Source organism: Geobacillus genomosp. 3 (assembly GCF_000445995.2).
GTDB lineage: Bacteria > Bacillota > Bacilli > Bacillales > Anoxybacillaceae > Geobacillus.
Window position 1 is genome coordinate 499375 of sequence record NC_022080.4, and the last position, 24977, is coordinate 524351.

Genomic DNA, 24977 nt, shown 5'->3' on the forward strand with positions numbered 1-24977 from the left:
AATGGACGTCATGGAGTTAAAGAAGGATGTGATTGAGTATAGCCGATTGATCGGCATTGATAAAATCGGATTTGCGAGTGCGGACCCATTTATAGAATTAAAGGAACGGCTGCGACGGCAACAAGAACTCGGTTATCAGTCAGGATTCGAGGAGCCGGACATTGAAAAACGGACGAATCCTTCGCTGCTTCTTCCTGAAGCAAAATCGATCATTGCCATCGCCCTCGCTTATCCGTCGAAAATGAAAGATGCGCCGCGTGGGACGAAAACGGAGCGGCGCGGCCTTTTTTGCCGCGCATCATGGGGGAAGGATTACCATGATGTGTTGCGAGAACGTTTGCAGAAGTTAGAGGAGTTTTTACTCGCGAGGGTGCCATCCGCCCGTGTTCGGTCAATGGCCGATACAGGAGAGCTTGCTGATCGGGCGGTGGCGGAGCGGGCTGGGATCGGGTGGAGTGGGAAAAACTGCTCGATCATTACCCCGGAGTTTGGCTCATATGTATATCTTGGAGAAATGATTACCAACATCCCATTTCCTCCGGATGAGCCGATTGAAAACCGATGTGGGACGTGCACAAAATGCATTGACGCCTGCCCGACCGGGGCGCTTGTGCAGGGGGGGCAGTTGAACGCCCAACGGTGCATCTCGTTTTTAACGCAAACGAAAGGCTTTTTGGCTGATGAATTTCGGGAGAAAATTGGCAACCGGTTGTACGGATGTGATACATGCCAATTAGTCTGCCCGGAAAACAAGGGAAAAGATTTTCACTTGCATCCGGAATTGGAGCCGGATCCGGAGGCGGCAAAACCGAAGTTGGTTCCGCTTCTTGGAATAAGCAATCGCGAGTTTAAAGAAAAGTTTGGCGCGATGGCCGGCTCGTGGCGTGGGAAAAAACCGATCCAACGCAACGCGATTCTTGCCCTTGCTCACTACAAAGACCGGACGGCAGTGCCGCATTTATTGCGGCTGTTAAAGGAAGACAGCCGCCCGGTCATCCGCGGGACGGCGGCATGGGCGCTGGGGAAAATCGGTGATCGAAGCGCCAAGCCGCATTTGGAAGCGGCAAGGGAAACGGAGACTGATATCGATGTAATCGTTGAGATTGACAAGGGATTGAAACTGTTGGCCGAGGTGAAGGAATAGGGAAAAAACTGCCGCTTCCTCACATAAGGTAGTAACAAAAAGAAAGTGGGGAGCGGTATGAAAAAGCAGCTGCAACAGTGGCTCAACGAGCGGGCCCGTTCATTTGTGGCGGAAGATCATGTACAGGATGAAGAAGTGGTAAGAAAGAAGCAGCTCTGCAACAAACGTGGGGCTGAAATTGTCCGGTGCACGATCCGCGGGCAAGTTGTCGGCAAGCAGACAGTCGAACGAGAGACAAAAATGATTTACATTGCCCACCATCAATTTTTAATTAAGCACGGGGCAGCTTTATATATTGAAGAGCAAGTCGAGGAACGATGCGCCTGCTTTTTTGGCGGTGAGCTGGCTGATGACCAACGGATCAGCCGGACGGGGGAATATGTTGAGGCGCCGCGTGTCGAGCGTGAGCGGTGGACGGGCGAGCGGTTGTCTTACCAATATGATCGTGCGCGAGCGGTGCGGTATGCGGAAACGTGGTGGAACCGGCATAATCCGGCGTTTCCATCCTTCAGCGTTGATTGTACGAACTTTGTTTCCCAATGCTTGTATGCGGGGGGAGCGCCGATGACTGGTTATCCAAACCGGGCACGGGGATGGTGGTGTCAAAACGAGAGTTGGAGTTATAGTTGGGCTGTCGCCCACTCGCTGCGCTGGTATTTAAGCGGATCGCGCATCGGTCTGCAGGCGGTGGAAGTGCCCGAACCAGAGCAATTGATGGCAGGCGATGTCATTTGTTATGATTTTCAAGGAGACGGCCGCTTCGACCATACGACGATCGTGGTGGCGAAAGACCAAGACGGGATGCCGCTTGTGAACGCCCATACGACAAACAGCCGCATGCGTTACTGGTCATATGAAGATTCAAGTGCCTATACCCCCAACATTCGGTATAAATTTTTTCACATCATTGATCGCAAATAAACGACGTTGTTGAGGTGAACAAAATGCCGCTTCATGTAGTACTGTATCAACCAGAAATCCCAGCCAACACCGGGAATATCGCCCGCACATGCGCGGCGACGGATACGGCGCTCCACCTGATTCGTCCGCTTGGGTTTTCAACGGATGATAAAATGTTAAAGCGCGCTGGCCTTGACTATTGGCCGTACGTCAACATTTCGTATTATGACTCGCTCGATGAGTTGTTTGCCCGGTTTCCAGGCGGTGAGTTTTACTTTATTACAAAATTTGGCCAACAATATTATGACTCGTTTGACTTCAGCGATACGGAAAAAGACATTTTCTTTGTATTTGGCCGGGAAACGACCGGGTTGCCGAAGGAGCTGCTCGAGGCCAATATGGACCGTTGCCTGCGCATTCCGATGAACGACAAAGTCCGTTCGCTGAACTTATCCAATACGGCGGCGATTTTAGTGTATGAGGCGTTGCGACAGCAACGGTTTCACGGTCTGTCGTGAACAAAAAAACGACCTTCGCTATGGAGGTCGTTTTTTTGGGCCTTATTGTTTGACGCCTGGTTTGTCTTCGTAGCCAGCGGTGAAAATGGCCGTTAAAAATGCAATGATAACCCCTAGTACAAGCAATGTGCGCATCGCTTTTTTCCTCCCTTGCAATGAAAGTGGCAGGCGTTTCCCTCTTTATTATAGCGAATATGGCCAAGCATGTGAATGACTGCCGCCAGCGGTTCGGAGACAAAATTTTTTTTGCGGCGAATGATACGGGACATCCTCGCATAAATTGTAATAATCTTGCTGTTAGACATCCAAGGGTGAGGAGGTCCTTTATGGATATTTTAAGAAAAATCGCACGGTACCGGGAAGAGGAAGAACGGCTGAGGTGGGAAGGGACGTTTGCCGAGTATTTAGAGATTTTAAAAGAAAAGCCGTGGGTGGCCCAATCGGCTCATTCGCGCGTTTATAATATGATTAAAGATGCCGGAGTCGAAGAGGTGGATGGACGGAGACGGTATAAGTTTTTCAGTCGGCATTTGTTTGGGCTTGAGGAGGCGCTCGAACGGCTCGTTGAAGAATATTTCCACCCAGCGGCGAAACGGTTGGATGTACGCAAACGGATTTTGTTGTTGATGGGGCCGGTCGGTGGCGGGAAATCGACGCTTGTGACGCTTCTGAAGCGCGGGCTCGAGGAGTATTCGAAAACAGACCGCGGCGCTGTGTATGCCATTAAAGGCTGCCCGATGCACGAGGATCCGCTTCACCTGATTCCTCATCATTTGCGCGATGATTTTTACCGCGAATACGGCATTCGCATCGAAGGAGAGTTGTCGCCGCTCAATATGATGCGGCTCGAGAAAGAATACGGGGGCCGCATTGAAGATGTGCTGGTGGAACGCATTTTCTTCTCGGAAAACCGCCGCGTCGGCATTGGGACGTTCAGCCCATCTGATCCGAAATCGCAGGATATTGCCGATTTAACCGGAAGCATCGATTTCTCGACGATTGCCGAATACGGTTCTGAGTCCGACCCGCGCGCCTACCGGTTTGACGGCGAGCTGAACAAGGCGAACCGCGGCATTATGGAGTTTCAAGAGATGTTGAAATGCGATGAAAAATTTCTTTGGCATTTGTTGTCGCTGACGCAAGAAGGCAATTTCAAAGCTGGGCGGTTTGCGCTCATCAGCGCAGATGAACTGATCGTAGCCCATACGAACGAAACAGAGTATCGTTCGTTTATTGCGAATAAAAAGAACGAGGCGCTTCATTCGCGCATTATCGTGATGCCGATTCCGTACAATTTACGCGTCTCCGAAGAAGAGCGCATTTACGAAAAAATGATTCGTGAAAGCGATGTCGCTGATGTGCATATCGCTCCCCATACACTTCGAATTGCTGCTATGTTTACGATTTTGACGCGGCTGAAAGAATCGAAGCGGCCGGATGTGGATTTATTGAAGAAAATGCGCCTGTATGACGGAGAGATGATCGAAGGATTCAATGAAGTCGATGTAGAAGAACTGAAAAAAGAACATCCAGACGAAGGGATGAGCGGCATCGACCCGCGCTATGTCATCAACCGCATTTCTGCATGCATTATTCGCAAGGAAGTGCCCTCGATCAATGCGCTCGATGTGCTTCGCTCGTTGAAAGAGGGGTTGGATCAGCACCCATCCATCTCCAAGGAAGATCGGGAGCGGTATTTAAACTTTATCTCCCTTGTCCGCAAAGAATATGACGAAATCGCCAAGCAAGAGGTACAAAAGGCGTTCGTGTACTCGTATGAAGAATCGGCGAAAACGTTGATGGATAACTATTTGGACAATGTGGAAGCGTATTGCAACAAAACGAAATTACGCGACCCGCTCACCGGCGAGGAAATGAATCCGGATGAGAAGTTGATGCGCTCGATTGAGGAACAGATCGGCATTTCCGAAAACGCTAAAAAAGCGTTCCGTGAAGAAATTTTAATCCGTATCTCTGCCTATGCACGCAAAGGGCAAAAGTTTGATTACAACTCGCATGAGCGGTTGCGCGAAGCGATCCAGAAAAAGCTGTTCGCCGATTTGAAGGACATCGTGAAAATTACGACGTCGACGAAGACGCCTGATGAGCAACAACTGAAGAAAATTAACGAAGTCGTTGCCCGCTTGATCGATGAGTACGGGTACAATTCCACATCGGCCAATGAATTGCTCCGCTATGTCGGCAGCTTGTTGAACCGCTAGGCATGCCTCGAGCGCCGGGGCATGCTTTTTTTGCCCCGATAATCGGGCTTGTCCGCCTCTTGTCCGCTTTTCTATTTTCCGCTTTCATCTGTCAATTATTTTGAATTTTTGCATAGGATAAAAATAAACAAACTGGCATAGTGATGGTCCGTTTTGATGACGCCAACATAAGTATATGCGGAAAAGCGAAAAGTGTGAAAACAATTTTGACAAAGGAGGGGAAAGAATGAAGGGGAATTTCGTTGTATCGAAAGAAGACTGGTCCCTCCACCGCAAAGGTCATGATGACCAAAAGCGCCATCAAGAAAAAGTAAAAGAGGCGATCAAAAATAACTTACCGGATTTAATTACGGAAGAAAGCATTATTATGTCCAACGGACGCGACGTGATCAAAATTCCGATCCGCTCGCTTGACGAGTATAAAATCCGCTACAACTACGAGAAAAACAAACACGTCGGCCAAGGAAACGGAGACAGCCAAGTCGGTGATGTGGTGGCCAGAGACGGAAGCGGGGAGGGGCAAGGGCCAGGAAAAGGCCAAGGAGCCGGCGATTTGCCAGGCCAAGATTATTACGAAGCTGAAGTGTCGTTAATGGAAATCGAGGAGGCGCTCTTTAGCCAATTGGAGCTTCCGAATTTGAAGCGGAAAGAGCTCGACCAAAACGTTGTCCAACATATCGAGTTTAATGATATTCGCCGCACCGGACTGATGGGGAACATCGATAAAAAACGGACGATGCTTGCCGCTTTCAAGCGCAACGCCATGAGCGGCAAACCGGGCTTTTACCCGATTTATCGCGAGGATTTGAAGTTTAAAACGTGGAACGAAGTCGTCAAACCAGAATCGAAAGCGGTCGTCCTAGCGATGATGGATACAAGCGGCTCGATGGGCATGTGGGAAAAATATATGGCGCGCAGTTTCTTCTTCTGGATGACGCGCTTTTTGCGAACGAAGTACGAGACGGTGGATATCGCCTTTATTGCCCACCACACAGAGGCAAAAGTTGTCAGTGAGGAAGAATTTTTCACCAAAGGAGAAAGCGGCGGCACGATTTGTTCGTCGGCCTACCGCAAAGCGCTTGAACTGATTGAAACGAAATATTCTCCGTCACGCTACAACATTTATCCGTTCCACTTCTCCGACGGCGACAACTTGACATCTGACAATGCCCGCTGCGTCAAGCTTGTTCAAGAATTGATGAAAGTATCGAACATGTTTGGGTATGGGGAAGTGAACCAGTACAATCGCCATTCCACGCTTATGTCCGCGTATCGCAATATTAAAGATGAAAAATTCCGCCATTATATCTTAAAGCAAAAATCGGATGTGTTTCATGCGATGAGAACGTTTTTCCGCAAAGAAGAAAGCAAGCAGCTCGTTTGACCCTCTTAACGGTGCAAAAAAGGGGGTTTTTCTTTTTGAAAGGGCGGGAGGGCGAGGCCCTCCCGAAAACGAGTTATTGCTTTTGCAGCGTCGCTACCATGGCGAGCACGGCGCCAAGCACATCTTCTCCTTTAGGGGAATGCACCGTCAAGAGCATCGGTGTCGGCTGGGCGCTGGCGAGCACGTGGACGGTGACGCCGTCGGATTGGGCCGTGTACCAAACCGCATCAGCGAACGGCTTAGGCAGTTTGTCCGTTTGCTGGCGGGCGGCGTTGGCGTCGACCGCTTGGGCATGTTCTTTGGCCAGCTGCTCATAGTTGGTCTCGCCGTCTTGAAGCAAGCGAATGCGGGCGAACGACTCACCGTGGAGCAATACATCGGCATGAGGCTCTTCAGCGTCCAGCGTCCAACCGTCCAGTACATAGAGGGAGAAATGTTGGTTGTCGCTTGTTTGCAAGGTCGCCGTTCCGGTAACGGTTTGATTTCCGCTTTGGTAGGACAAGGAGGTCGTCGGCCGTGAAGAGGCGGTTTCGTCCCCTTTCGCCCCGTCTTGTCCACCTCCTGCCTTATTTTGTTCATCAACCGGGGGAGCTTCTTGGTTCTTTGGCTCGGCTGTTTGCGTGTTGGCGGAATTGTCGTTCGAACTTGCCGTTTGTTTTTCTTTCGCAGTTGCCCCTTCTGACGCGGGCGCCTCTGTGCCGCAGCCGGCAAGCAAGGCGGCGGCGACAGCGACCGAGAAAAGCGGTTTCCAGTATCGAAGCATCTCGATTCCTCCTTGCTTTCCATATACCATTCATTATAGCAGTTGAAACAGTTGAAACAAACAGGCTGGTTTCCTCATTTTTTCCGATCGCTTGATTTTCTTCGATTTTTGGCGTTTACAGCGATATGCGCCCCCCCCAAAACAGTGGCCATAAGCAGCGCGAGTAAAGCAAACCCGTAAAGCATGTGCACTCCTCCTCCTGTATACTAGATGGTGGGATCAACATAATGTATGAAACGCGTTTCAAGTCAAGCGTTTTTTTGGAAGGAGTGGGAACGTGGCGAACATCCGCGATTTGGCGAAAGAAGCAGGTGTATCGGTAGCAACGGTATCAAGGGTATTGAACGGGTATCCGTATGTAAGCGAGGAAAAGCGAAGGGCGGTTTGGGAAGCGGTTGAGAAGCTTCATTATACGAAAAATATTCAAGCGGTTCATCTGGCGAAAGGAAGGACGACGATTGTTGGGGTCATGCTCCCGTACATTCATCACCCTTATTTTTCAGCCGTGATTGAAGGGATTTCCAAGGAGGCGCTTCGTTACGGTTATCAGTTGCTTTTGTTTCAGACCAATTATGATGTGGAACGGGAACTTGAGGCGTTAGAACGGCTGCGGATGAAACAAATGGATGGGTTGATCGTCTGTTCTCATGAAGCGGGCTCGGAGGTGCTCGCGGCATATCAGGAAGAGGGGCCCATCGTTTTATGCGAGCAGGCGGAAGAATACGATTTCTTCACTGTCTATATCGATCACTATCGGGCGTTCGCCAAGGCACTGCGCTATTTAGTGCACAAAGGGCATCGGCGGATCGGCTATTGCATCGGAAGAATGACAGGACCGAACAGTCAAGCGAGGGCGGCGGCGTATCAAGATGTGCTGCGTGACATCGGCGTTGTTCCTCGGCGCCACTGGGTTTTTGACGGTTGTTTGTTTCTTGAAGACGGAAAGCGTGTCATGAGGCAATGGGTGGCGATGGGGGAGCGGCCGAGCGCGTTGCTTGTAACGAGTGACCAGGTGGCGGCCGGCATCGTGCTCGAAGCGCATCGAATCGGAGTGCACATTCCTGAAGAACTTTCCGTTATTGGCTTTGACAATGATCCGCTTGCGGAGATGTTAGGCATCACGACGGTTGCGCTCCCTCATTTTTCACTTGGGGAAAAAGCGTTTCGACTCCTCCATCATTGGCTTGAAACAGGACATGTCCCGCGAAAACAAGAAGAGCTGCCGACCCGATTGATCGTGCGGACCACCGGGTAAGCTATGTGCGCTTCAACTGATAGCGGTTGACGGGACGGCCCACGCCGCCGTATTGGACATCGAGCATCACTTTTCCCGTTTTCTCAAGGTATTCCAAGTAGCGGCGGGCAGTGACACGGGCGATGCCGACACCTTCGGCCACTTCTTCGGCAGAGACAGGAAAGCGGTGTTGGCGTAAATAGGAGACGACTTTTTCCAATGTCACTTCGTTTAATCCTTTCGGAAGCTCAGGAAGTGGGGCGGCAGGCTGCTCGGCTGTTTGCCGCAATGCGTCGAGTTCTGCCTGGGTGAGCGATTCTTTTTCCGCGAGCGACCGGCGAAATGCCCGGTAGTTTTCAAGCGCTTGTTTGAGCCGCTCGAATTTAAACGGTTTCACGATATAGTCGAATGCCCCATTTTGCAAGACGCGGCGCACCGTTTCGATGTCGCTCGCGGCAGTGATGGCTAGAATATCTACTTCATGCCCACGGGCACGGATTTCCTTTAACGTTTGAAGGCCGTCTAATTGTGGCATGTAAATGTCAATGACAGCTAAATCAGGGTGGAGCTTCTCGATAAGACGTAGCCCTTCCCCCCCGTTTCCGGCAATGCCGACAACGGTGAAATCGTTCACTTGTTCGATCATTTGCCGATTTACTTCTTGAACCATCGGATCATCTTCAATGAGCAACACGCGGTACATAGACTTTTCCTCCTTTGTTTTATGAGGGGCATGTCGAATGCGGACACCACTGTATAGATCAATCGGTTACATATCAAATGTAATCGTAAATACGGTTCCTTTTCTTTCCTCGGATTGAACATCGATGTGCCCGTTTCCTTTTTCCACAATTTTCTTCACCAAATATAGGCCGATGCCGCGCCCGCTCTTTCCTTTTGTTGAAAAACCCTCATCAAAAATGTGATCGATATGCTTACGGGCGATGCCTTGGCCGTTGTCCTCGACTGAGAGAGAACAAATGTCTTCATTTTGTTCAATGCTGACGTAAATTTCTTTTTCCCGGTCGGTTATCCCTTGGAACGCATCGAAGGCGTTTTCAATCAAGTTGCCAAGAAGAACGACGAAATCATGGTGGTCAAGGCGCGGTGGGAGGCGATGCAGCCGGCTGTGCCGGTCGATTGTCACGCGAATGCCGAGCTCTTTGCCGCGGCGGATTTTGCTTAACAATAGTCCGGAAATGCTTTCATCTTTGATGTGGCGGCTTAAAAACTGTGTGAGCTCCGCTTGCTCTTCTGTAACTTGGAACACGTACTCAAGCGCCTTCTCAATATGGCCAAGCTGGATGAGTCCGGCAATTGTATGGAGCTTATTCATGTATTCGTGGTTTTGCACGCGCAAGGCGTGGACAAACGCTTTTACCCCCGTCAGTTCTTCGGCCAATCGTTTGACTTCCGTCCGGTCTTGGAAAATGGCAATGGCGCCGACCGTCTTTCCGTCGATCTTAATCGGGATACGGTTGCTCCAAATCGTTAAATTGCCAAGCTGCAGCTCTTTGTTATAAATCGGTTTGTTCACTTCAAGTATTTCAGGAAGGTACGTATCCGGGATAACAGAACGGATCGGCCGCCCTACCAGATCCCCTTCAATGCCAAGCATTTGCTTCGCCCGGTCGTTAAAAATGGTGATGTTTTCATCGCTGTCAATGGCGATGACGCCTTCGTGCATGGCGTTAAACGCCTCTGTTCGCTCAACGAGCAGTTTGGCGATTTCATGCGGTTCAAGTTCAAACATTTGTCGCTTAATATGAGAGGCGAGCAGCCAAGCTCCGCTTCCGCCGGCGAGCAGCGATAGAACGACCGCCATGGCGATTTCCTCTTTTAACGTGTTAATCGCCTCCCAAAACGTTGGCAATCGATAAGCGGCGATCGTGACACCAATTTGCTCATGATCGGGATTCATGATCGGCACGAAGGCACGAACTACTGTTCCGATTTCCCCGTGCGCTTTTGATGTGTATGTATGCTCGGCAAATGCCGGCCCTTCATCAGCGCCCCGGGAAACGGTGCCAATCATCGCCGGAAGCGGGTGGGAGAGGCGGATTTTGTTCATATCGAGCACAACAATATAATCAGCGTTATGGATGACGCGCACCCGTTCAACAATCGGGTTCACGAGTGCTCGGCTTGGCATTGGCCCGGTAATGTGCTGTCTGACTTCCGGCAGTTCGGATACGGTGCGTGCCGTCAATAAGGCGCGCTGGCTTAATTCTTCTTCCTTTGTATGGAAAAAATCGCTAATAATAAACACGCCGCTCAGCAGCATTGAAAAGCTGACGATAACAAAAATTAAAATTGTGATTTTCCAACGGATCGGTAGTCGATTCATTGATGAACTCCTCGTTTTATGCGGAAAATTCATTATTATTTATTCTAACACGATTCCGGTGATATGATAAAAAGGAAGAAAACTAAGAATGAAAATGGTGTGGATAATGAGAAAAAGGTGGAAATTATGGGGGATATTTCTTATAATCGGCATCGGTCTTGTTGTATGGGCTGTGAACCGCCAGACAACCCGGGAACGAGTGGTGTATGACGACGAACAAAAAGGGCTGCAAAACCAAATTATCATTTATTTTAGCCATGTCGTTGCGGAAAATACACCGAAAGGACTAGCGGCGCAAAAGTTTGCCGAGCTCGTCGAACAAAAGACGAACGGCCGCGTGAAAGTGGAAGTGTTCGCGAACGGGTCGCTTTATTCGGACGGGGAGGAACTTGATGCACTGATGCGCGGCGATGTACAAATGATCGCCCCGTCGTTTTCGAAGGTGACAGAACTCATTCCGGAATGGCAAGTGCTCGATTTGCCGTTTTTGTTTCATGATGATGACGACATACGCCGTGTATTCACTGGAAAAGTCGGAGACGAGCTGCTCGGAATGCTTGAAGAAAAAGGAATCAAAGGGTTGGCGCTTTGGAGCAACGGATTTAAGCAAATGATGGGGACTACCCGCCCACTTATCGAACCTGACGATTTCCGCGGTTTGCGCTTTCGCATTATGCCGAGCGAAGTGATTGATAAGCAGTTTCGCCTGCTTGGCGGCGAACCGGTCGCCGTTTCGTTCGACCATATATACCGGGCGCTTGAGCGACATGAGTTTGACGGCCAGGAAAATACGATTTCCAATATTTATTCGAAGGGGTTTTACAAGTTTCAACCGTATATTACGATCAGCAATCACGGCTATCTTGGCTATGCCGTAATGATGAACCAATCATTTTGGGATCGCCTGCCCAAAGACATCCAGCAAAAAATCACTGAAGCGATGGCCGAAGCGACCCAATGGAACTTGCGTCAGTCAAAGGCCCAAAACGAGCGGGAATTGCAGCAACTAAAGCAGCAGAAAAGCGTCCATCTTTACTTGTTATCGGAGATGGAAAGAAAGAGATGGGAACAAAAACTTGCCCCGCTGTATGAAGAGTTTGCGAGACAGTTTGGTTCGAAACTTTTGAATGAAATTAAGGAATTCCATGAATAAGCTTCCATCGTTGGAAGCTTTTTTGATTTTTTTAGCGGATAAGAGCTCTGCCTTTGCCGTTTCCCTGTGGCAAACATCCGGGACCAAAAAGACCAAAACGACCATTATCACCATAATATTTTTATTTAATCGACTTTTCTTTATGATAGTGTTGAAAGCGTTGTCAAGACAAAGAAAGGAGTGGGAGAAATGAGGGGGAAATTCAAAAATTTAACCGTGCAAGTCATTATCGGTATTATTTTAGGGATTACCGTCGGATTTTTATTCCCGGAATTCGGCACAAAGTTAAAAGTGTTGGCTGATGGGTTTATTAAGCTCATTAAAATGGTGATCGCCCCGATCATTTTCTTTACAGTTGTTATCGGGATCGGCAATATGGGCGACTTGAAAAAAATTGGCCGCATTGGTGGAAAGGCGCTTCTTTACTTTGAGATCGTGACGACGTTTGCCCTGGCGATTGGGATTGTCGTTGTGAACTTCATCAAACCGGGAATTGGTTTCAACACTGACGCAGTTAAAGGCGGCGACATTTCGCAATATACGAAGCAGGCGGAAGAAACGAGCCATGGATTTGTCGACTTTGTATTAAGCATCATTCCGGATAACGTCGTTGCCGCGATGGCCAGTGGGGAACTGCTTCCGGTGCTCTTCTTTGCCGTCTTGTTTGGCTTGGCAGCAGCGGGGTTAGGGGAAAAAGCCAAACCAGTGCTTTCTCTATTTGAGCGGATCGCAGAAGTTTTCTTCGGCGTGGTCAACATGGTTATGAAAGTATCGCCGATCGCCGCATTTGGCGCGATGGCGTACACGATCGGTACATTCGGCCTCGGCTCGCTCGTGTCGCTTGGCAAGCTGATGGGGTCGGTATATATTACGATGGCGCTCTTTATTTTCATCGTGCTTGGCGGGATTGCGAAGTTTTACGGATTTAACATCTTTAAGTTTCTCGCTTATATTAAGGAAGAACTGTTGCTCGTCCTTGGCACGTCTTCATCGGAATCGGCGCTGCCACGGCTGATGGAACGGCTTGAAAAATATGGTTGCTCGAAGTCGGTCGTTGGCCTTGTCGTTCCGACCGGGTATTCATTTAACTTGGACGGCACATCGATTTACTTGTCGATGGCGGCCATTTTCATCGCCCAGGCATACGGCATTGACCTAACGATTTGGCAAGAGCTGACGTTGCTTGGCGTGTTGATGCTCACCTCGAAAGGAGCGGCTGGGGTTACCGGTTCGGGCTTTATTACACTAGCCGCCACGTTAGCGGCATTCCCAATGATTCCGGTTGAGGGCATTGCCTTGTTGCTCGGGGTCGACCGCTTTATGTCCGAGGCGCGGGCGATCACGAACATTATCGGTAACGCCGTGGCGACTGTTGTCGTTTCGAAAATGGAAAATGAGTTTCATCCTTCTAGCGAACAGGAATTAGTGGAAGGAAAGATGACGATCGCGAAGTAACAAGCAGAGGCTCCGCTCCAAAGATGACACGTGTCATCTTTGGAGCGAGCCTTTTTGTTTTTTACATCGTTCCAACGATCGCCAGATTTCCGCGGGATTAGGGATATTTGGCTGAACTGAACGGAGATGCAGACGGGAAAAGCAGCTTACGGAACAGAGCGGGCCTCGTTTTTTACCCATCCGTCATTCGTTCTATGTTTTCGGCGGTACACTGATTTAGACAGCCAAACACTGCACTCATATAGGAATAATAAGGGGATAATAACGAGAACGTCTGATAGCAGATCCGGAGGAGTGATGAACACTGCGATCAACATTAATACAAAATAAGCAAATTTTCGTATCCGCTGCAGCCGGTATGGATTCAACACTCCGAGACTTGTCAAAAACATGATGATGGCCGGGAGTTCAAACAAAAATCCGAATGGAACCGTCGTATGAATGACAAATCGAAAATACTTTTCCGCTGTAAAGAGCGTTGTGAATGCATCCCCTGATAAAGAGAGAAGGAATTTAAAAATAAATGGGAAAATAATAAAATAACCAAAGCAAACTCCTAGTACAAAAAGAAGAAACAGTGCCGGGATGTAGGCCAATGTGACTTTCCGCTCGTGCTCGTGCAATGCCGGCCGGACGAACAGCCATGCCTGATGGGCGGCAATGGGAATCGTTCCGGCTAAGGCGATGACTCCGGCTAAGATGAAATAAATCCATAAAATGTCGCTCGGTCCGAGAACCGCAAGCTTCACCGGAAGATCTTCGGCAAGCCATCTATAAATAGACGGGGCAGAAAAGAGCGAGCCGATTAGCAAAAGAACAAAAGCACTCAAAGTAATGATCAACCGTTTGCGCAATTCTTCTAAGTGCCCGATAAGCTCCATATCTTTCTTGTCCATTGTCTTCCCCCTGTTCAACAAGGGGCAAGGGCTGCCCCTTATTGCTTTCTGCTTTTAGCTAGCTCGTTTTTTCTACTTTATTATTGGTTGGCAACGTTTTGTTCGGCTCATCGTCTGCGACCAATTCCCGCGTCGATTTTTTGAACTCTTTTAATGTTGTGCCAAAAGCGCGCCCAATTTCGGGAAGTTTGGACGGCCCGAAGATGATTAAGGCGATGACTAAAATAAGGATTAGTCCTGGAATTCCTATGTTTTGCAACATGTCAATATCCTCCTGATTTTTAGTTGTCATTTTCGTGTGCAAACGGATTATCCGTTTGCACACGGTTTTTCATCTATTTATTGAAATGCCCTCCTTGCACAGCTACGAGACAAGAACGGCCGAAACGATGGCCCGGATAAGGATTCCACGTCTCCGGATGTTGTACATCTAAAAATAATGTACGCTCATCGGGGGTGAACCACGGGCCGGTGACTTCGCATCCCTTTGGCCCCGATGCAAATTGGAACGGCTCCCCGTAATGTTTGCCGTCAGTCGGAATCATAAACACCCCACAGTTTTTGTAGGCGGCGTACACATTATCTTCCGTTGCATAAAAGTCTTCAACCACCCAAAGGTTTCCTTTGCTATCAAAGTGGAGGTTGTCCGGGCACGTAATGCCGCTTTGGCGTCCGCCGGCAATAAATACTTCAAAAGTGAACTTATCGCTTCCGTGATCACCATCTGCAGGGATAAAACGAATAATTTGACCATGGAAATTTCCGTGCTTCGAATTATTTGTTAACGATAAAAAGACACTTCCATCATAAGGATGAATTTCGACATCTTCCGGGCGATCAAGCGGTGTGGCCTTAACCGCGACACCTGCTTCCCGCGCGTAAGTCAGTACGTCCGCTTGGCTGGTGAAAAACTTTTTGCCGTTCTTTTCGTAATTTTGCAAATCTGTATTCGTTTCGTAGTCGAGCGCGATCCATTTTTGTTTTCCGAGATCGGCGACATACAATGTTCCGCTTTCTAAAATATCGAAGTTGGCCTCGCGGCTATTCGGATTATATTTCTTTCGGCTAATGAACTTATAGAAAAAGGCGTCGCTTTTGTCATCACCCATGTAAACGGCAACTCTGCCATCCTTTGTCAAGGACATAGCTGTATTTTCATGGGCGAAGCGTCCGAGCGCGGTATGTTTGCGTATCGGTGCATCTGGGTTAAACGGATCAACTTCTACAACCCATCCATAATGCTCGTTGATAAAATCAGGCCATCCGTAGTCGTCGCCGTAATATGTATTCTCTTCACAGGAAAGAACGGTGTTCCAAAGCGTTCTTCCGCCGCTGCAGTTGCCAAGCGTTCCTATTACCGTTTTGGCCCCTTTTACCGCCCTGCTCCCGCTTGCGGGACCGGTCAGCACAATCGGAGTGTTCGCATCGATCCGGCGGTTGTATTGGTCGTCTTTTACTACTTTCCATTCCCCTTTTTCTTTTTTAACGTGAATAATAGAGCCGCCGACAGCTTCTTTCTCCATTTTTAACAATTCGGGATAGCGTGAAAGGTTGGATTTGTCAAACTTACTCGGGTCAATTCCGAGTATGTTCATGTAGTTTTCTGGCTCAGGAAATTCATGGTTGATCCAAATCAATCCTTCTTCGGAGTTGTTGCCGCCTGTCAGGCTATCGATCGGAAAGTAGACCGTAAGATCAGCCGAGTCACCGAACCGCTCCCCTTTCGAGTTAATGACATCCCCATATGAAGCAATAATGTTGTATCGATAACCTGTCGGCAAGACTAAATCGTTTTCCCATGTGCGGCTGATCGGCTTAAAAGGCGCGGTGAGCGGTTTACCCTTTCCGTGAGGCTGGCCGTTCATCAAGTGGTTGGCGGTCAAGGCGTCGGCCTTCGCGGTTAATGTCTCAATGCCGGATGATGCCGCGACTAGGGCGGCCGTGCTGCTTCCTACATATTTTAAGAATAAACGGCGATCCATCGTTCCCGATTCCCCCTTTAGTCGTTAGTGGACTTACAGTTATGATTGTATAGAGCCAAAAAGGAAATGTGAATAAAATGAATGTAAATGATTGTTAATTTTCTATAAATATTTTAATTATCTGTAAATAGCGGTGTCGTTGCCAGATTGTACGGGATCAGTGCCGCTGTTGGTAAAATAGCCACATAACTTGAAGCCAAGGGCATTGTCAAACAGTTAGGTTAACTGGATCGATGGAGACAAAAAGGCCGGGGTAGACCGTTTCCCTTAACGCATATATTTTGCTTTTTCTTGTCGGTTTTTCCATAATAGAGTTATACTGATGTTGGAGGGGGAATCACCGTGAACAGCTTGCAAGATTGCGCGGTTTTACATAACGGGGTGCAAATGCCTTGGGTCGGCCTTGGCGTCTACAAAGTGAAAGAGGGAGACGAAGTGAAAAGCGCCGTGCGCACCGCGTTGGAAGTTGGCTATCGCCATATCGATACAGCTGCTTTTTATGAAAATGAGGAAGGGGTCGGTCAGGCGATCCGTGAATCCGGCATCCCGCGCGAGCAAGTATTTGTAACGACGAAAGTATGGAACACCGACCAAGGGTATGAAACGACGCTAAAGGCGTTTGATGCAAGCTTGAAAAAGCTTAGGTTTGATTACGTTGACCTGTACTTAGTCCACTGGCCGGTGAAAGGGAAGTATAAAGAGACGTACAAAGCGCTTGAAAAGCTGTATAAAGACGGCTATGTGCGTGCGATTGGCGTCAGTAACTTCCAAATTCACCATTTGAAGGATGTGATGGCTGACTGCGAAATCAAACCAATGGTCAACCAGGTTGAGTATCATCCACGCCTGACACAAAAAGAGCTGCAGTCGTTTTGTCAGGAAAACGGTATTCAACTTGAGGCATGGTCGCCGCTTATGCGCGGGGAAATTTTAACCGAGCCGACGATCGTTGAAATCGGAAAAAAATACGGAAAAACGCCAGCGCAAGTCGTGTTGCGCTGGGATTTGCAGCACGGCGTCGTGACGATTCCGAAATCGGTGACGCCGGCGCGGATCAAGGAAAATGCGGACCTTTTTGGCTTTTCGCTCACTGAAGAGGAAATGAAGCGAATCGATGCATTAAACTTAAACAAACGGATCGGAGCCGACCCGGACAATTTCAACTTTTGATGAATGGATCAGCCAAACAGCGCCTACTGCTGGCGCTGTTTTTTCTATAAGGAATGAAACCAAAGCGGCATGTTTGACGTATGAAACAGTAAATAAGTACAATAAATAATAGTATACACATTTGCCGAACATTGAAAAAACGGAGGGTGTTGCAATGCTGTTTCATCCGATGGATATTTTCATTTTTATTGCCTTCCTCATCTCGCTCTGGGCACAATGGAAGGTATCGAACAACTTCAATACTTGGTCTAAAGTTCCTGCCTCATCAGGTTTGACCGGAGCAGAAGTGGCGCGCATGATTTTGGATCGCCAAGGGTTGCATCACGTGCCGGTTGAGGTCGTGCCAGGGCGGCTTTCCGACCATTACGATCCAATTTCTCGTGTCGTTCGTCTGTCGGAACCCGTCTTTTACGGGCGTTCGATCGCTTCCATTTCCGTTGCCGCCCATGAGGTTGGCCATGCCGTTCAGCATCAGCAAGGGTATGCGGCGCTCGTGCTTCGCCACCGGATGTTCCCGGTTGTGAATTTGGCTTCCGGTGTGGCCCCGTTTTTGCTGTTGGCGGGGTTTTTATTCCAGCAATTTTCGTTGCTCGGCCTCGGCATTTTGTTCTTCTCACTGGCGGTGGCATTCCAACTTATTACGCTTCCGGTCGAGTTTAATGCGAGCGCCCGGGCGAAACGGTTTATCTTGGCGGAAGGAATGATCGCTTCGGATGAAGCGCGCGGCGTGAACAAAGTGCTCGGTGCGGCGGCGTTGACGTATGTAGCTGCGACATTGATCGCTGTGTTTGAATTGTTGAAATACGTGCTCATTTTCACCCAAGGGAACCATAACGAGGAATCGTAAAACGTTAGCCGCCGGTTTCGGGTCGCCCGCCGTTGGCGGCCGTCCGGCGGCAGCACTTCTTATAGGCTGTTGTTGATACTTTTATGCGCAGGAGGTGTAACCTGGGCGCTTCATCCGCGCTCAGATACAAATTGGACATAGCCGGTTTATTGGTAGTGGCACTGTTAATCGCTTGCACCGCTTTTTTTGTCGCTTCGGAATTCGCCATTGTCAAAGTGCGCAGCTCGCGCATCGATCAACTTGTCAATGAAGGAAATAAACGGGCGGTCGCGGCGAAAAGAGTGATTTCGAACTTGGATGGTTATTTATCGGCGAACCAGCTTGGCATTACTCTCACTTCGCTTGGTCTTGGTTGGCTTGGGGAGCCGACGGTGGCGCGGATGTTGCTGCCGCTGTTTGAACGCCTCCATTTATCGGAATCGATTTCCCACCTTTTAGCGTTTATTATTTCGTTTTCGCTCATTACGTTTTTGCACGTTGTCGTCGGCGAGTTGGCGCCGAAAACGTTTGCTATTCATAAGGCGGAAGCGATTACGCTATGGACGGCCAAACCGCTCATTTGGTTTTATAAAATCATGTATCCAGTGATTTGGTCGTTAAACAATTCAGCCCGGTTGGTGACGCGTCTCTTTGGTCTCAAGCCGGTCGCGGAGCATGAGATTGCTCACTCCGAAGAAGAGTTGCGTCTCATTTTATCGGAAAGTTACAAGAGCGGAGAGATTAACCAGTCTGAGTACCGCTATGTCAACAATATTTTTCGTTTTGATGACCGCGTGGCAAAAGAAATTATGGTGCCGCGCAAGGAGATCGTGGCGCTAGACATTAATAAGAGCGTCAAGGAAAATTTGGAAATTATTCAGGAAGAAAAGTATACGCGCTACCCGGTCATTGATGGCGATAAGGACCATGTGCTCGGGCTCATTAACGTAAAAGAAGTATTTACGGATTTTGTCGTCAATCCATCAAACGAAAAGCAAATGAAAGACTATATTCGCCCGATCATTCAAGTCATTGAATCGATCGCCATTCATGATTTGTTGGTTAAAATGCAAAAAGAACGCATCCATATGGCGATTTTAGTCGATGAGTATGGAGGCACGTCCGGCTTGGTCACGGTAGAGGACATCTTGGAAGAAATCGTTGGTGAAATCCAAGATGAGTTCGATATTGATGAAACGCCGCTCATCCAAAAAATTGAGGATCGGTTCATTTTGGATGGCAAAGTGCTCATTAGCGAAGTGAACGACTTGTTAGGGCTTGAAATCGATGATGACGATGTCGATACGATTGGCGGTTGGATTTTGACGAAACATTACGATATTCAGATAGAGGATAGTGTGGAGATTGATGGTTATCTCTTTACTGTGAAAGAAATGGATGGTCATCATGTCAAGACATTGGAAGTGGTGAAAAAAGAACCGGAGTTGGATGAAGAAGAGGGAGAAACGACAGGTACGGAAGAGGAGGAAAAATTGCGTTTATGAGGCAGACGGAAGACCGTCTGCCTTTTATCATCCTAAACCGGAAACCGCTGCTTGCCGGCGTGAGCGCAGGGGGAGGGTGTTCAACATCTTCTCCTGCCAACTAAAGCGAAGGCGGGAGAGATTCATGATCAATGACCGTGAGATCGACAGGGAAGTCGTTCGTCTGCGCGAGACAGACAATTTCTTCATTTGTAAACGGGTGGCGGAACGTTAGTTTAGCGGCATGCAGCGCATGACGATGAAACACCGGTTGGCCGCCATAAAGCACGTCGCCGACGAGCGGATGCCCGAGATGGGCCAAATGGACGCGAATTTGGTGTGTCCGCCCGGTGTCAAGGATAAGCTCCACAAGTGACGTGGTCGGAAACGTTTTGAGCACGCGATAGTGTGTCACTGCTCTCGCTCCTGTTTTTGAGACGCGACGTCGCGTCGGATGGTGGCGGTCACGGCCGATCGGCGCGGAAATTGTACCGGATTTCGGAGACAGGTGGCCGTGAACGAGGGCGACATACGTTCGTTTAATGCCACGGCGGGCAAGCATTCGATCGAGTGTCGCCCCGGCGAGCGGATGTTTGGCAAATAAAATTGTCCCCGACGTATCACGGTCAAGCCGATGAATATGGCGGACTTTTGTCAAAATCGCCTGCGATTGTAAATAAAAAGCGACCGCATTGGCGAGTGTGCCTGTCTGCTCCGGCTCGGACGGATGGATATCGATGCCGGCTTCTTTATTTAAGATGAGCAAGTGATCATCTTCCCATAAGATCGAAAGTTTCCGGTATTCCGGAATGATGAGCGATAGCTCCGGTTGATACGCATAAAGCTGAAGCCGATCCCGTTCGCGAAGCTCCGTCTGCCAAGAGACGGTCCGGCCGTTCAGTTTGACGCCCTGTTCCATCCGCCATCGATGGGCGAGTTTTTTGGAGGCGGCCCATACTTCTTTAAGCAGTTGTTCTATGGTCAGCCCACCCCATAGGTTGGGGATGATGCATTCAAGCCAATCACCTTTTCTCGTCCACAAACGTCGTCGTCCCTCCCAGTTCTCTGTAGTCGTGGAAACACTTTCTACCCCTATAAGTGTATTGAATATGATACACTCATAGTATCGTTTCAGCGATGGAGAACGCAAGCATTGCGGCAAGAAAAGGTGGTATGAACATTGAAAATTATGTATGCGGTGACTCCGGAGCAAGAAAATTACATGCACTATTTGTTACATTATTTCTACACTGATATTTTCCCGTACTATTTCGATGATGAGCAAATTCGCCAGTTTGAGGAACTTGGCATTCTTTCGTTGGACCATGAGCATGTTACATATAACGGAACGATGAAAGAGGCGTTCCAAATCATCTCAGCGTTACAGTCGTTGATCACGGTCATCGAACATATCGGGGAACACGGAGAGCACGAACAATACGAATGGTTGTTTGAGCGTAACCAAAACATTTTGGCCCGCCATGGAATCACTTTTCCATTTCAGGCGAGGCAGTTCACCCGCAAGCGAGTGCTGCCATGCAGCATGTATGTTCCTGCCACGAGCCAGTGGGTGATGTAAGGAAAAAGGAGCTGAGCCAACAGCGGGCGAAGCTCCCTATTTTTCTTGTTCCGGCAAGGAGGCAAACCATTGGCGAAACGTTTGTTCATCGTGATATCCTTCAATACGTTTCGTCTCTTTCCCGTCTTCATAATGGACGATTGTCGGGGTGGCTTCAATACGGTATGTGTCCCAGCCATCTTCAAATTCAAGCAAGTTAAACAGTTTCAACTCGATGCCAAGCTGTTTCGTTAAGGGAACAACAATTGGTGTTGTCCGCCGGCAATGAGGGCATGTCGGGCTGTAAAAATAGACGGTAACGGGCTTTCCGCTGGACAATTGTTGTTGCAACTCGTCAGGCAAAATAATGTTGTGGTAATTCGGATCGTCAAGTTGGTCGATCGTGGCCGGATGCAACTCGCTTTTCTGATAAGGATTGTTCTTGGCCGCTTCTTTTTGTTCATACAACGTGACAAAAGCAATGGCAGCAAATAAAGCGGCGATGATGCCGCCAAATATAAGCAGTTTTTTCAACGTCCGCTCTCCTCCCTTTGCCGGCGCATGACAGCAAGGTTCAAGAAAATAATAATGGTAAAGGCCGTCAACGCCAAAAATGGAATGGTAATAAAGCCAAGCCAGTTAATGTATTGCCCTGTGCAGGGGACGCGGCCGCAGCTTATGGCATAATACTGGAAAAAAGGAATCTTTTGCAAAGAGTAATGATATAAGGAAATAGTGCCGCCGATAATAGACAGCGCCAAACTGTAACGGGCGGCTGTAAAGTCTTTGCGGGCGATGGCAATCCCTAAAATAATGACTTGCGGATACATAAAAATCCGTTGAAACCAGCATAAATCGCATGGAACGAATCCAAGCACCTCAGAAAAATAGAGGCTCCCAAGCGTGGCAATAAACGCTGTCGCCCAAGCGGCCAAAAGTAAATTTTCTCTTCGTTTTTCTTCCCCCATTTGTTCACCTTCTTCCTTATGGAGTGCTGCCGACAGTTGCCATCTTAGCGGGGGAATTCGTGAAAAAGCGGCCTTTTCCGTGCATTGTGCTCCCTCTGTCCCCTTATGTTGCGGAGGGAACTCTGCTCTGTCGTGTCCTATTTCCACTGAGCCCGGCTGGAATATGGAAGCTTCTCCGTTCCATGGTGAAAGCTGCCTTTCGCTTTCTTAAGCGTCACAATTTGGGCCATCCCAACCATAAGCATCCAAAGATTCGGCATTTTTCCACACCATGGATCTTTTTACGCATGGAAGGTGTTGCTTCGTTTTCGCACTGGCTGCTCCCCATGCCCTTCTAATGCTTGGTTTGAAAAGAACATAATACACCTTCATTTTATCATGCGCGTTGGCCGACGCCAACCGACATCTGCCTCCCGCCCATCTATAGACCGTGACCTTCGCTCGATTGAAGCCAACGTTTTCTTTCGACACTATGGCAAAGCATAGAAAGCGGTGCGCCTACTTATGGATGGGAATATATACGTATTGGACGCCCTCGCACTTACGCTAAGAAGCGAAGATCCTCCCGGTTTAAGGTGATAAACAGTATTTTCTATCTATATCGTCCGGCAAACGAGTCATACTAATCGGTGAAAGGGGAGGATTACATTGACCAACAACAGCGGAAACAAAGTGCAAGACATTATGACGAAAAACGTCGCAACCATTTCGCCGAACCAAACGGTGCAAGAAGCGGCGCAAATTATGAGCCAAAAAAATATTGGCGCGCTTCCGGTTGTGGAAAATGGGCAAGTCAAAGGGATGATTACAGACCGTGATATTACGCTGCGTGTCTCATCCCAAGGGAAAAACCCGGCGACGGTCAAAGTGGCGGATGTCATGACTAACCAAGTCGTCACCGGTACGCCAAACATGAGCGTTCAAGATGCCGCCAATGTGATGGCGCAGCACCAAGTCCGCCGCTTGCCGATTGTCGACAACAACCAGCTTCAAGGCATCGTGGCTTTAGGCGATATCGCGACGAACAGCGCATCGAACGAAGCGGCTGAACAGGCATTAACGAATATTTCAGAACCGTCGCAGCCGCAAGGGTAATGGAAGAAAGAGGATGTCCTCGTTTTTCGAGGCATCCTTTTTCTTTAAGCAGGTATATTGCATGATGGGGGCGAATACATAAACAGGGGAAATCAAGATTGGGGGTAAGACTAATGGAGTGGAGACAGAAATATGAACAATGGCTCCGCGAGCCGCAGCTAGACCCGGAGCTGAGGGGAATATTGGAGAAGCATCGCGACGATGAACGATGGCTCGAAGATTGTTTTTACAAAAATTTGGAGTTTGGTACCGGTGGTATGCGTGGTGAAATCGGACCAGGAACGAACCGGATGAACATTTATACGGTCCGGAAAGCATCGGCAGGATTGGCGCGATACATACAATCGTTTGGCGACGAGGCGAAGCGGCGCGGTGTTGTGATCGCCTACGACTCGCGGCATAAATCGCCGGAATTTGCCATGGAAGCGGCGAAAACGTTGGCGACGAACGGCATTCAAACATACGTGTTCGACGAATTGCGTCCGACACCGGAATTATCATTTGCCGTTCGCCATTTGCAGGCGTTTTCCGGTATTGTCATCACCGCCAGCCATAACCCGCCGGAGTATAACGGCTACAAAGTATATGGTGAAGACGGCGGACAGTTGCCTCCAGACACCGCTGATGAAGTGATCCGCTACGTCAATGAAGTCGAGAACGAGCTTGCCATTCAGGTTGATGATGAAAAGACGCTAAAAGAAAAAGGACTCATCCGCATCATTGGCCAGGAAATCGATGAGGCGTATGTGAACGCTGTGAAAACGATCTCGCTCCGTCCGGAACTGGCTCAAGAGACGCCGATTAACATCGTGTTTACGCCGCTTCACGGTACATCAAACAAACCGGTGCGCCGTGCGTTGGCTGAACTCGGTTACCAAAACGTCTTTGTCGTCAAGGAGCAAGAGAAGCCGGATCCCAGTTTTTCAACCGTTACTTCGCCAAATCCGGAAGAGCACGCAGCCTTTGCCCTGGCAATTGAGCTCGGCAAGCAAGTAAATGCGGATTTGCTCATTGCCACCGACCCGGATGCAGACCGGCTCGGCATAGCCGTTAAAAATGAGCAAGGAGAGTATGTCGTTTTGACCGGCAATCAAACGGGAGGGTTGCTGCTTCATTATTTATTGTCACAGCGGAAGGAAAAAGGCTTGTTGCCGCCAAACGGCGTCATCTTAAAAACGATTGTCACGTCCGAATTCGGTCGGGCGATCGCCGCTTCGTTCGGTTTGGAAACCGTCGATACGCTGACCGGGTTTAAGTTTATCGGTGAAAAAATCAAGGAATATGAACAAACAGGGCAGTATACGTTCCAGTTTGGCTATGAGGAAAGCTACGGGTATTTGATTGGGGATTTTGCCCGCGATAAGGACGCGGTGCAGGCGGCTGTTCTTGCGGCGGAAGTGTGCGCGTTTTACAAAAAGCAGGGGCTGTCGCTGTATGAAGCACTCCTTCAATTGTTTGCCAAGTACGGGTATTACCGCGAAGGGCAACGGTCGCTGACGTTAAAAGGGAAGGAAGGGGCGGAAACAATCGCTGCCATTTTGGCGTCATTCCGCCAGCAACCGCCGGTTGAGGCTGCGGGGAAAAAGGTAACGGTGATCGAGGATTACAAAACGAAGGAACGAACCAATACGTTGACCGGGGAAAAAACAGCCATTACGCTCCCGGCCTCCAACGTCTTGAAATACGTATTGGAAGACGGCTCGTGGTTTTGCCTGCGCCCGTCAGGGACGGAACCGAAAATGAAAGCGTACTTTGGTGTCAAAGGAGCATCGTTGCAAGATAGTGAAGAAAAATTGGCGAAGCTTACTGATGGTGTCATGCAGCGAGTACATGATGTGCTGCGCACCGTTTCGCCTTCTTACGCTCAATAATTGACGG

Annotated in this window: 23 protein-coding genes; 14 read left to right on the forward strand and 9 right to left on the reverse strand. The window is 49.0% G+C overall.

The window, feature by feature from the left end; genetic code table 11:
• Window position 1: 1 nt before the first annotated feature.
• The 5 genes from queG (at window position 2) to yhbH (ending at window position 6168) form a co-directional block, all read left to right on the forward strand.
• On the forward strand, window positions 2-1144 hold the full coding sequence (gene queG / locus M493_RS02660; RefSeq protein WP_020958716.1) for a tRNA epoxyqueuosine(34) reductase QueG: 1143 nt from the start codon (window positions 2-4) through the stop codon (window positions 1142-1144).
• 57 nt (window positions 1145-1201) lie between these two features.
• Window positions 1202-2065: an amidase domain-containing protein gene (locus M493_RS02665; RefSeq protein ID WP_020958717.1), complete on the forward strand. Its 864-nt coding sequence runs from the start codon at window positions 1202-1204 to the stop codon at window positions 2063-2065.
• 23 nt (window positions 2066-2088) lie between these two features.
• Window positions 2089-2562, forward strand: a complete 474-nt coding sequence (gene trmL, locus M493_RS02670; RefSeq protein WP_020958718.1) for a tRNA (uridine(34)/cytosine(34)/5-carboxymethylaminomethyluridine(34)-2'-O)-methyltransferase TrmL — start codon at window positions 2089-2091, stop codon at window positions 2560-2562.
• Between the two features lie 326 nt (window positions 2563-2888).
• On the forward strand, window positions 2889-4784 hold the full coding sequence (locus tag M493_RS02675) for a PrkA family serine protein kinase (RefSeq protein WP_020958720.1): 1896 nt from the start codon (window positions 2889-2891) through the stop codon (window positions 4782-4784).
• Between the two features lie 226 nt (window positions 4785-5010).
• Complete coding sequence (gene yhbH / locus M493_RS02680; RefSeq protein WP_020958721.1) at window positions 5011-6168, forward strand: sporulation protein YhbH; 1158 nt, start codon at window positions 5011-5013, stop codon at window positions 6166-6168.
• Window positions 6169-6241: 73 nt separating this feature from the next.
• On the opposite strand, the gene M493_RS02685 is transcribed toward yhbH, so the two are convergent.
• On the reverse strand, window positions 6242-6931 hold the full coding sequence (locus M493_RS02685) for a hypothetical protein (protein WP_020958722.1): 690 nt from the start codon (window positions 6929-6931) through the stop codon (window positions 6242-6244).
• A 277-nt stretch (window positions 6932-7208) separates the two neighbouring features.
• Between M493_RS02685 and M493_RS02690 the strand changes: the two genes are divergently transcribed.
• Window positions 7209-8186, forward strand: coding sequence for a LacI family DNA-binding transcriptional regulator (locus M493_RS02690; protein ID WP_020958724.1), 978 nt, complete (start codon window positions 7209-7211; stop codon window positions 8184-8186).
• 1 nt (window position 8187) lies between these two features.
• Here M493_RS02690 and M493_RS02695 read toward each other — a convergent pair whose 3' ends face one another.
• A complete protein-coding gene (locus tag M493_RS02695; protein ID WP_020958725.1) occupies window positions 8188-8868 on the reverse strand; it encodes a response regulator in 681 nt (226 codons plus the stop codon).
• 66 nt (window positions 8869-8934) lie between these two features.
• Window positions 8935-10512, reverse strand: a complete 1578-nt coding sequence (locus M493_RS02700; protein ID WP_020958726.1) for an ATP-binding protein — start codon at window positions 10510-10512, stop codon at window positions 8935-8937.
• Between the two features lie 106 nt (window positions 10513-10618).
• Between M493_RS02700 and M493_RS02705 the strand changes: the two genes are divergently transcribed.
• Both M493_RS02705 and M493_RS02715 read left to right on the forward strand, forming a co-directional pair.
• Entirely contained in the window at window positions 10619-11665 is a 1047-nt protein-coding gene (locus M493_RS02705; RefSeq protein WP_041267837.1) for a TRAP transporter substrate-binding protein, read from the forward strand.
• Between the two features lie 189 nt (window positions 11666-11854).
• Window positions 11855-13120 (forward strand): dicarboxylate/amino acid:cation symporter, encoded by a 1266-nt coding sequence (locus M493_RS02715; protein WP_020958729.1) that lies wholly within the window; start codon window positions 11855-11857, stop codon window positions 13118-13120.
• 146 nt (window positions 13121-13266) lie between these two features.
• Here M493_RS02715 and tatC read toward each other — a convergent pair whose 3' ends face one another.
• The 3 genes from tatC to M493_RS02730 all read right to left on the reverse strand — a co-directional run bounded on the left by tatC (window position 13267) and on the right by M493_RS02730 (window position 15899).
• Complete coding sequence (gene tatC, locus M493_RS02720; RefSeq protein WP_020958730.1) at window positions 13267-14016, reverse strand: twin-arginine translocase subunit TatC; 750 nt, start codon at window positions 14014-14016, stop codon at window positions 13267-13269.
• 58 nt (window positions 14017-14074) lie between these two features.
• Complete coding sequence (locus tag M493_RS02725) at window positions 14075-14278, reverse strand: twin-arginine translocase TatA/TatE family subunit (RefSeq protein WP_020958731.1); 204 nt, start codon at window positions 14276-14278, stop codon at window positions 14075-14077.
• Window positions 14279-14351: 73 nt separating this feature from the next.
• Window positions 14352-15899: a PhoX family protein gene (locus M493_RS02730; RefSeq protein ID WP_158413362.1), complete on the reverse strand. Its 1548-nt coding sequence runs from the start codon at window positions 15897-15899 to the stop codon at window positions 14352-14354.
• A gap of 441 nt (window positions 15900-16340) precedes the next feature.
• On the opposite strand from M493_RS02730, the gene M493_RS02735 reads away from it, so the two are divergent.
• The 3 genes from M493_RS02735 to M493_RS02745 all read left to right on the forward strand — a co-directional run bounded on the left by M493_RS02735 (window position 16341) and on the right by M493_RS02745 (window position 19499).
• Window positions 16341-17168 carry an aldo/keto reductase gene (locus tag M493_RS02735; protein WP_020958733.1) on the forward strand — a complete coding sequence of 276 codons (828 nt, stop codon included), beginning with the start codon at window positions 16341-16343 and terminating at the stop codon, window positions 17166-17168.
• 154 nt (window positions 17169-17322) lie between these two features.
• Window positions 17323-18015, forward strand: a complete 693-nt coding sequence (locus M493_RS02740; protein ID WP_020958734.1) for a zinc metallopeptidase — start codon at window positions 17323-17325, stop codon at window positions 18013-18015.
• 131 nt (window positions 18016-18146) lie between these two features.
• On the forward strand, window positions 18147-19499 hold the full coding sequence (locus tag M493_RS02745) for a hemolysin family protein (RefSeq protein WP_020958735.1): 1353 nt from the start codon (window positions 18147-18149) through the stop codon (window positions 19497-19499).
• 100 nt (window positions 19500-19599) lie between these two features.
• On the opposite strand, the gene M493_RS02750 is transcribed toward M493_RS02745, so the two are convergent.
• Window positions 19600-20520, reverse strand: coding sequence for an RluA family pseudouridine synthase (locus M493_RS02750; protein ID WP_020958736.1), 921 nt, complete (start codon window positions 20518-20520; stop codon window positions 19600-19602).
• Window positions 20521-20658: 138 nt separating this feature from the next.
• On the opposite strand from M493_RS02750, the gene M493_RS02755 reads away from it, so the two are divergent.
• The gene (locus M493_RS02755) at window positions 20659-21057 is read left to right on the forward strand and encodes a YhcU family protein (protein WP_020958737.1); all 399 of its coding nucleotides are present in this window, start codon (window positions 20659-20661) and stop codon (window positions 21055-21057) included.
• Window positions 21058-21093: 36 nt separating this feature from the next.
• On the opposite strand, the gene M493_RS02760 is transcribed toward M493_RS02755, so the two are convergent.
• Both M493_RS02760 and M493_RS02765 read right to left on the reverse strand, forming a co-directional pair.
• Complete coding sequence (locus tag M493_RS02760; RefSeq protein ID WP_020958738.1) at window positions 21094-21570, reverse strand: thioredoxin family protein; 477 nt, start codon at window positions 21568-21570, stop codon at window positions 21094-21096.
• Window positions 21567-22004 (reverse strand): disulfide oxidoreductase, encoded by a 438-nt coding sequence (locus M493_RS02765; RefSeq protein ID WP_020958739.1) that lies wholly within the window; start codon window positions 22002-22004, stop codon window positions 21567-21569. The genes M493_RS02760 and M493_RS02765 overlap by 4 nt, the downstream gene beginning before the upstream one ends.
• A gap of 648 nt (window positions 22005-22652) precedes the next feature.
• Here M493_RS02765 and M493_RS02770 point away from each other — a divergent pair.
• Window positions 22653-23099, forward strand: coding sequence for a CBS domain-containing protein (locus M493_RS02770; protein WP_020958741.1), 447 nt, complete (start codon window positions 22653-22655; stop codon window positions 23097-23099).
• A 113-nt stretch (window positions 23100-23212) separates the two neighbouring features.
• The gene (locus M493_RS02775) at window positions 23213-24970 is read left to right on the forward strand and encodes a phospho-sugar mutase (RefSeq protein ID WP_020958742.1); all 1758 of its coding nucleotides are present in this window, start codon (window positions 23213-23215) and stop codon (window positions 24968-24970) included.
• Window positions 24971-24977 lie beyond the last annotated feature (7 nt).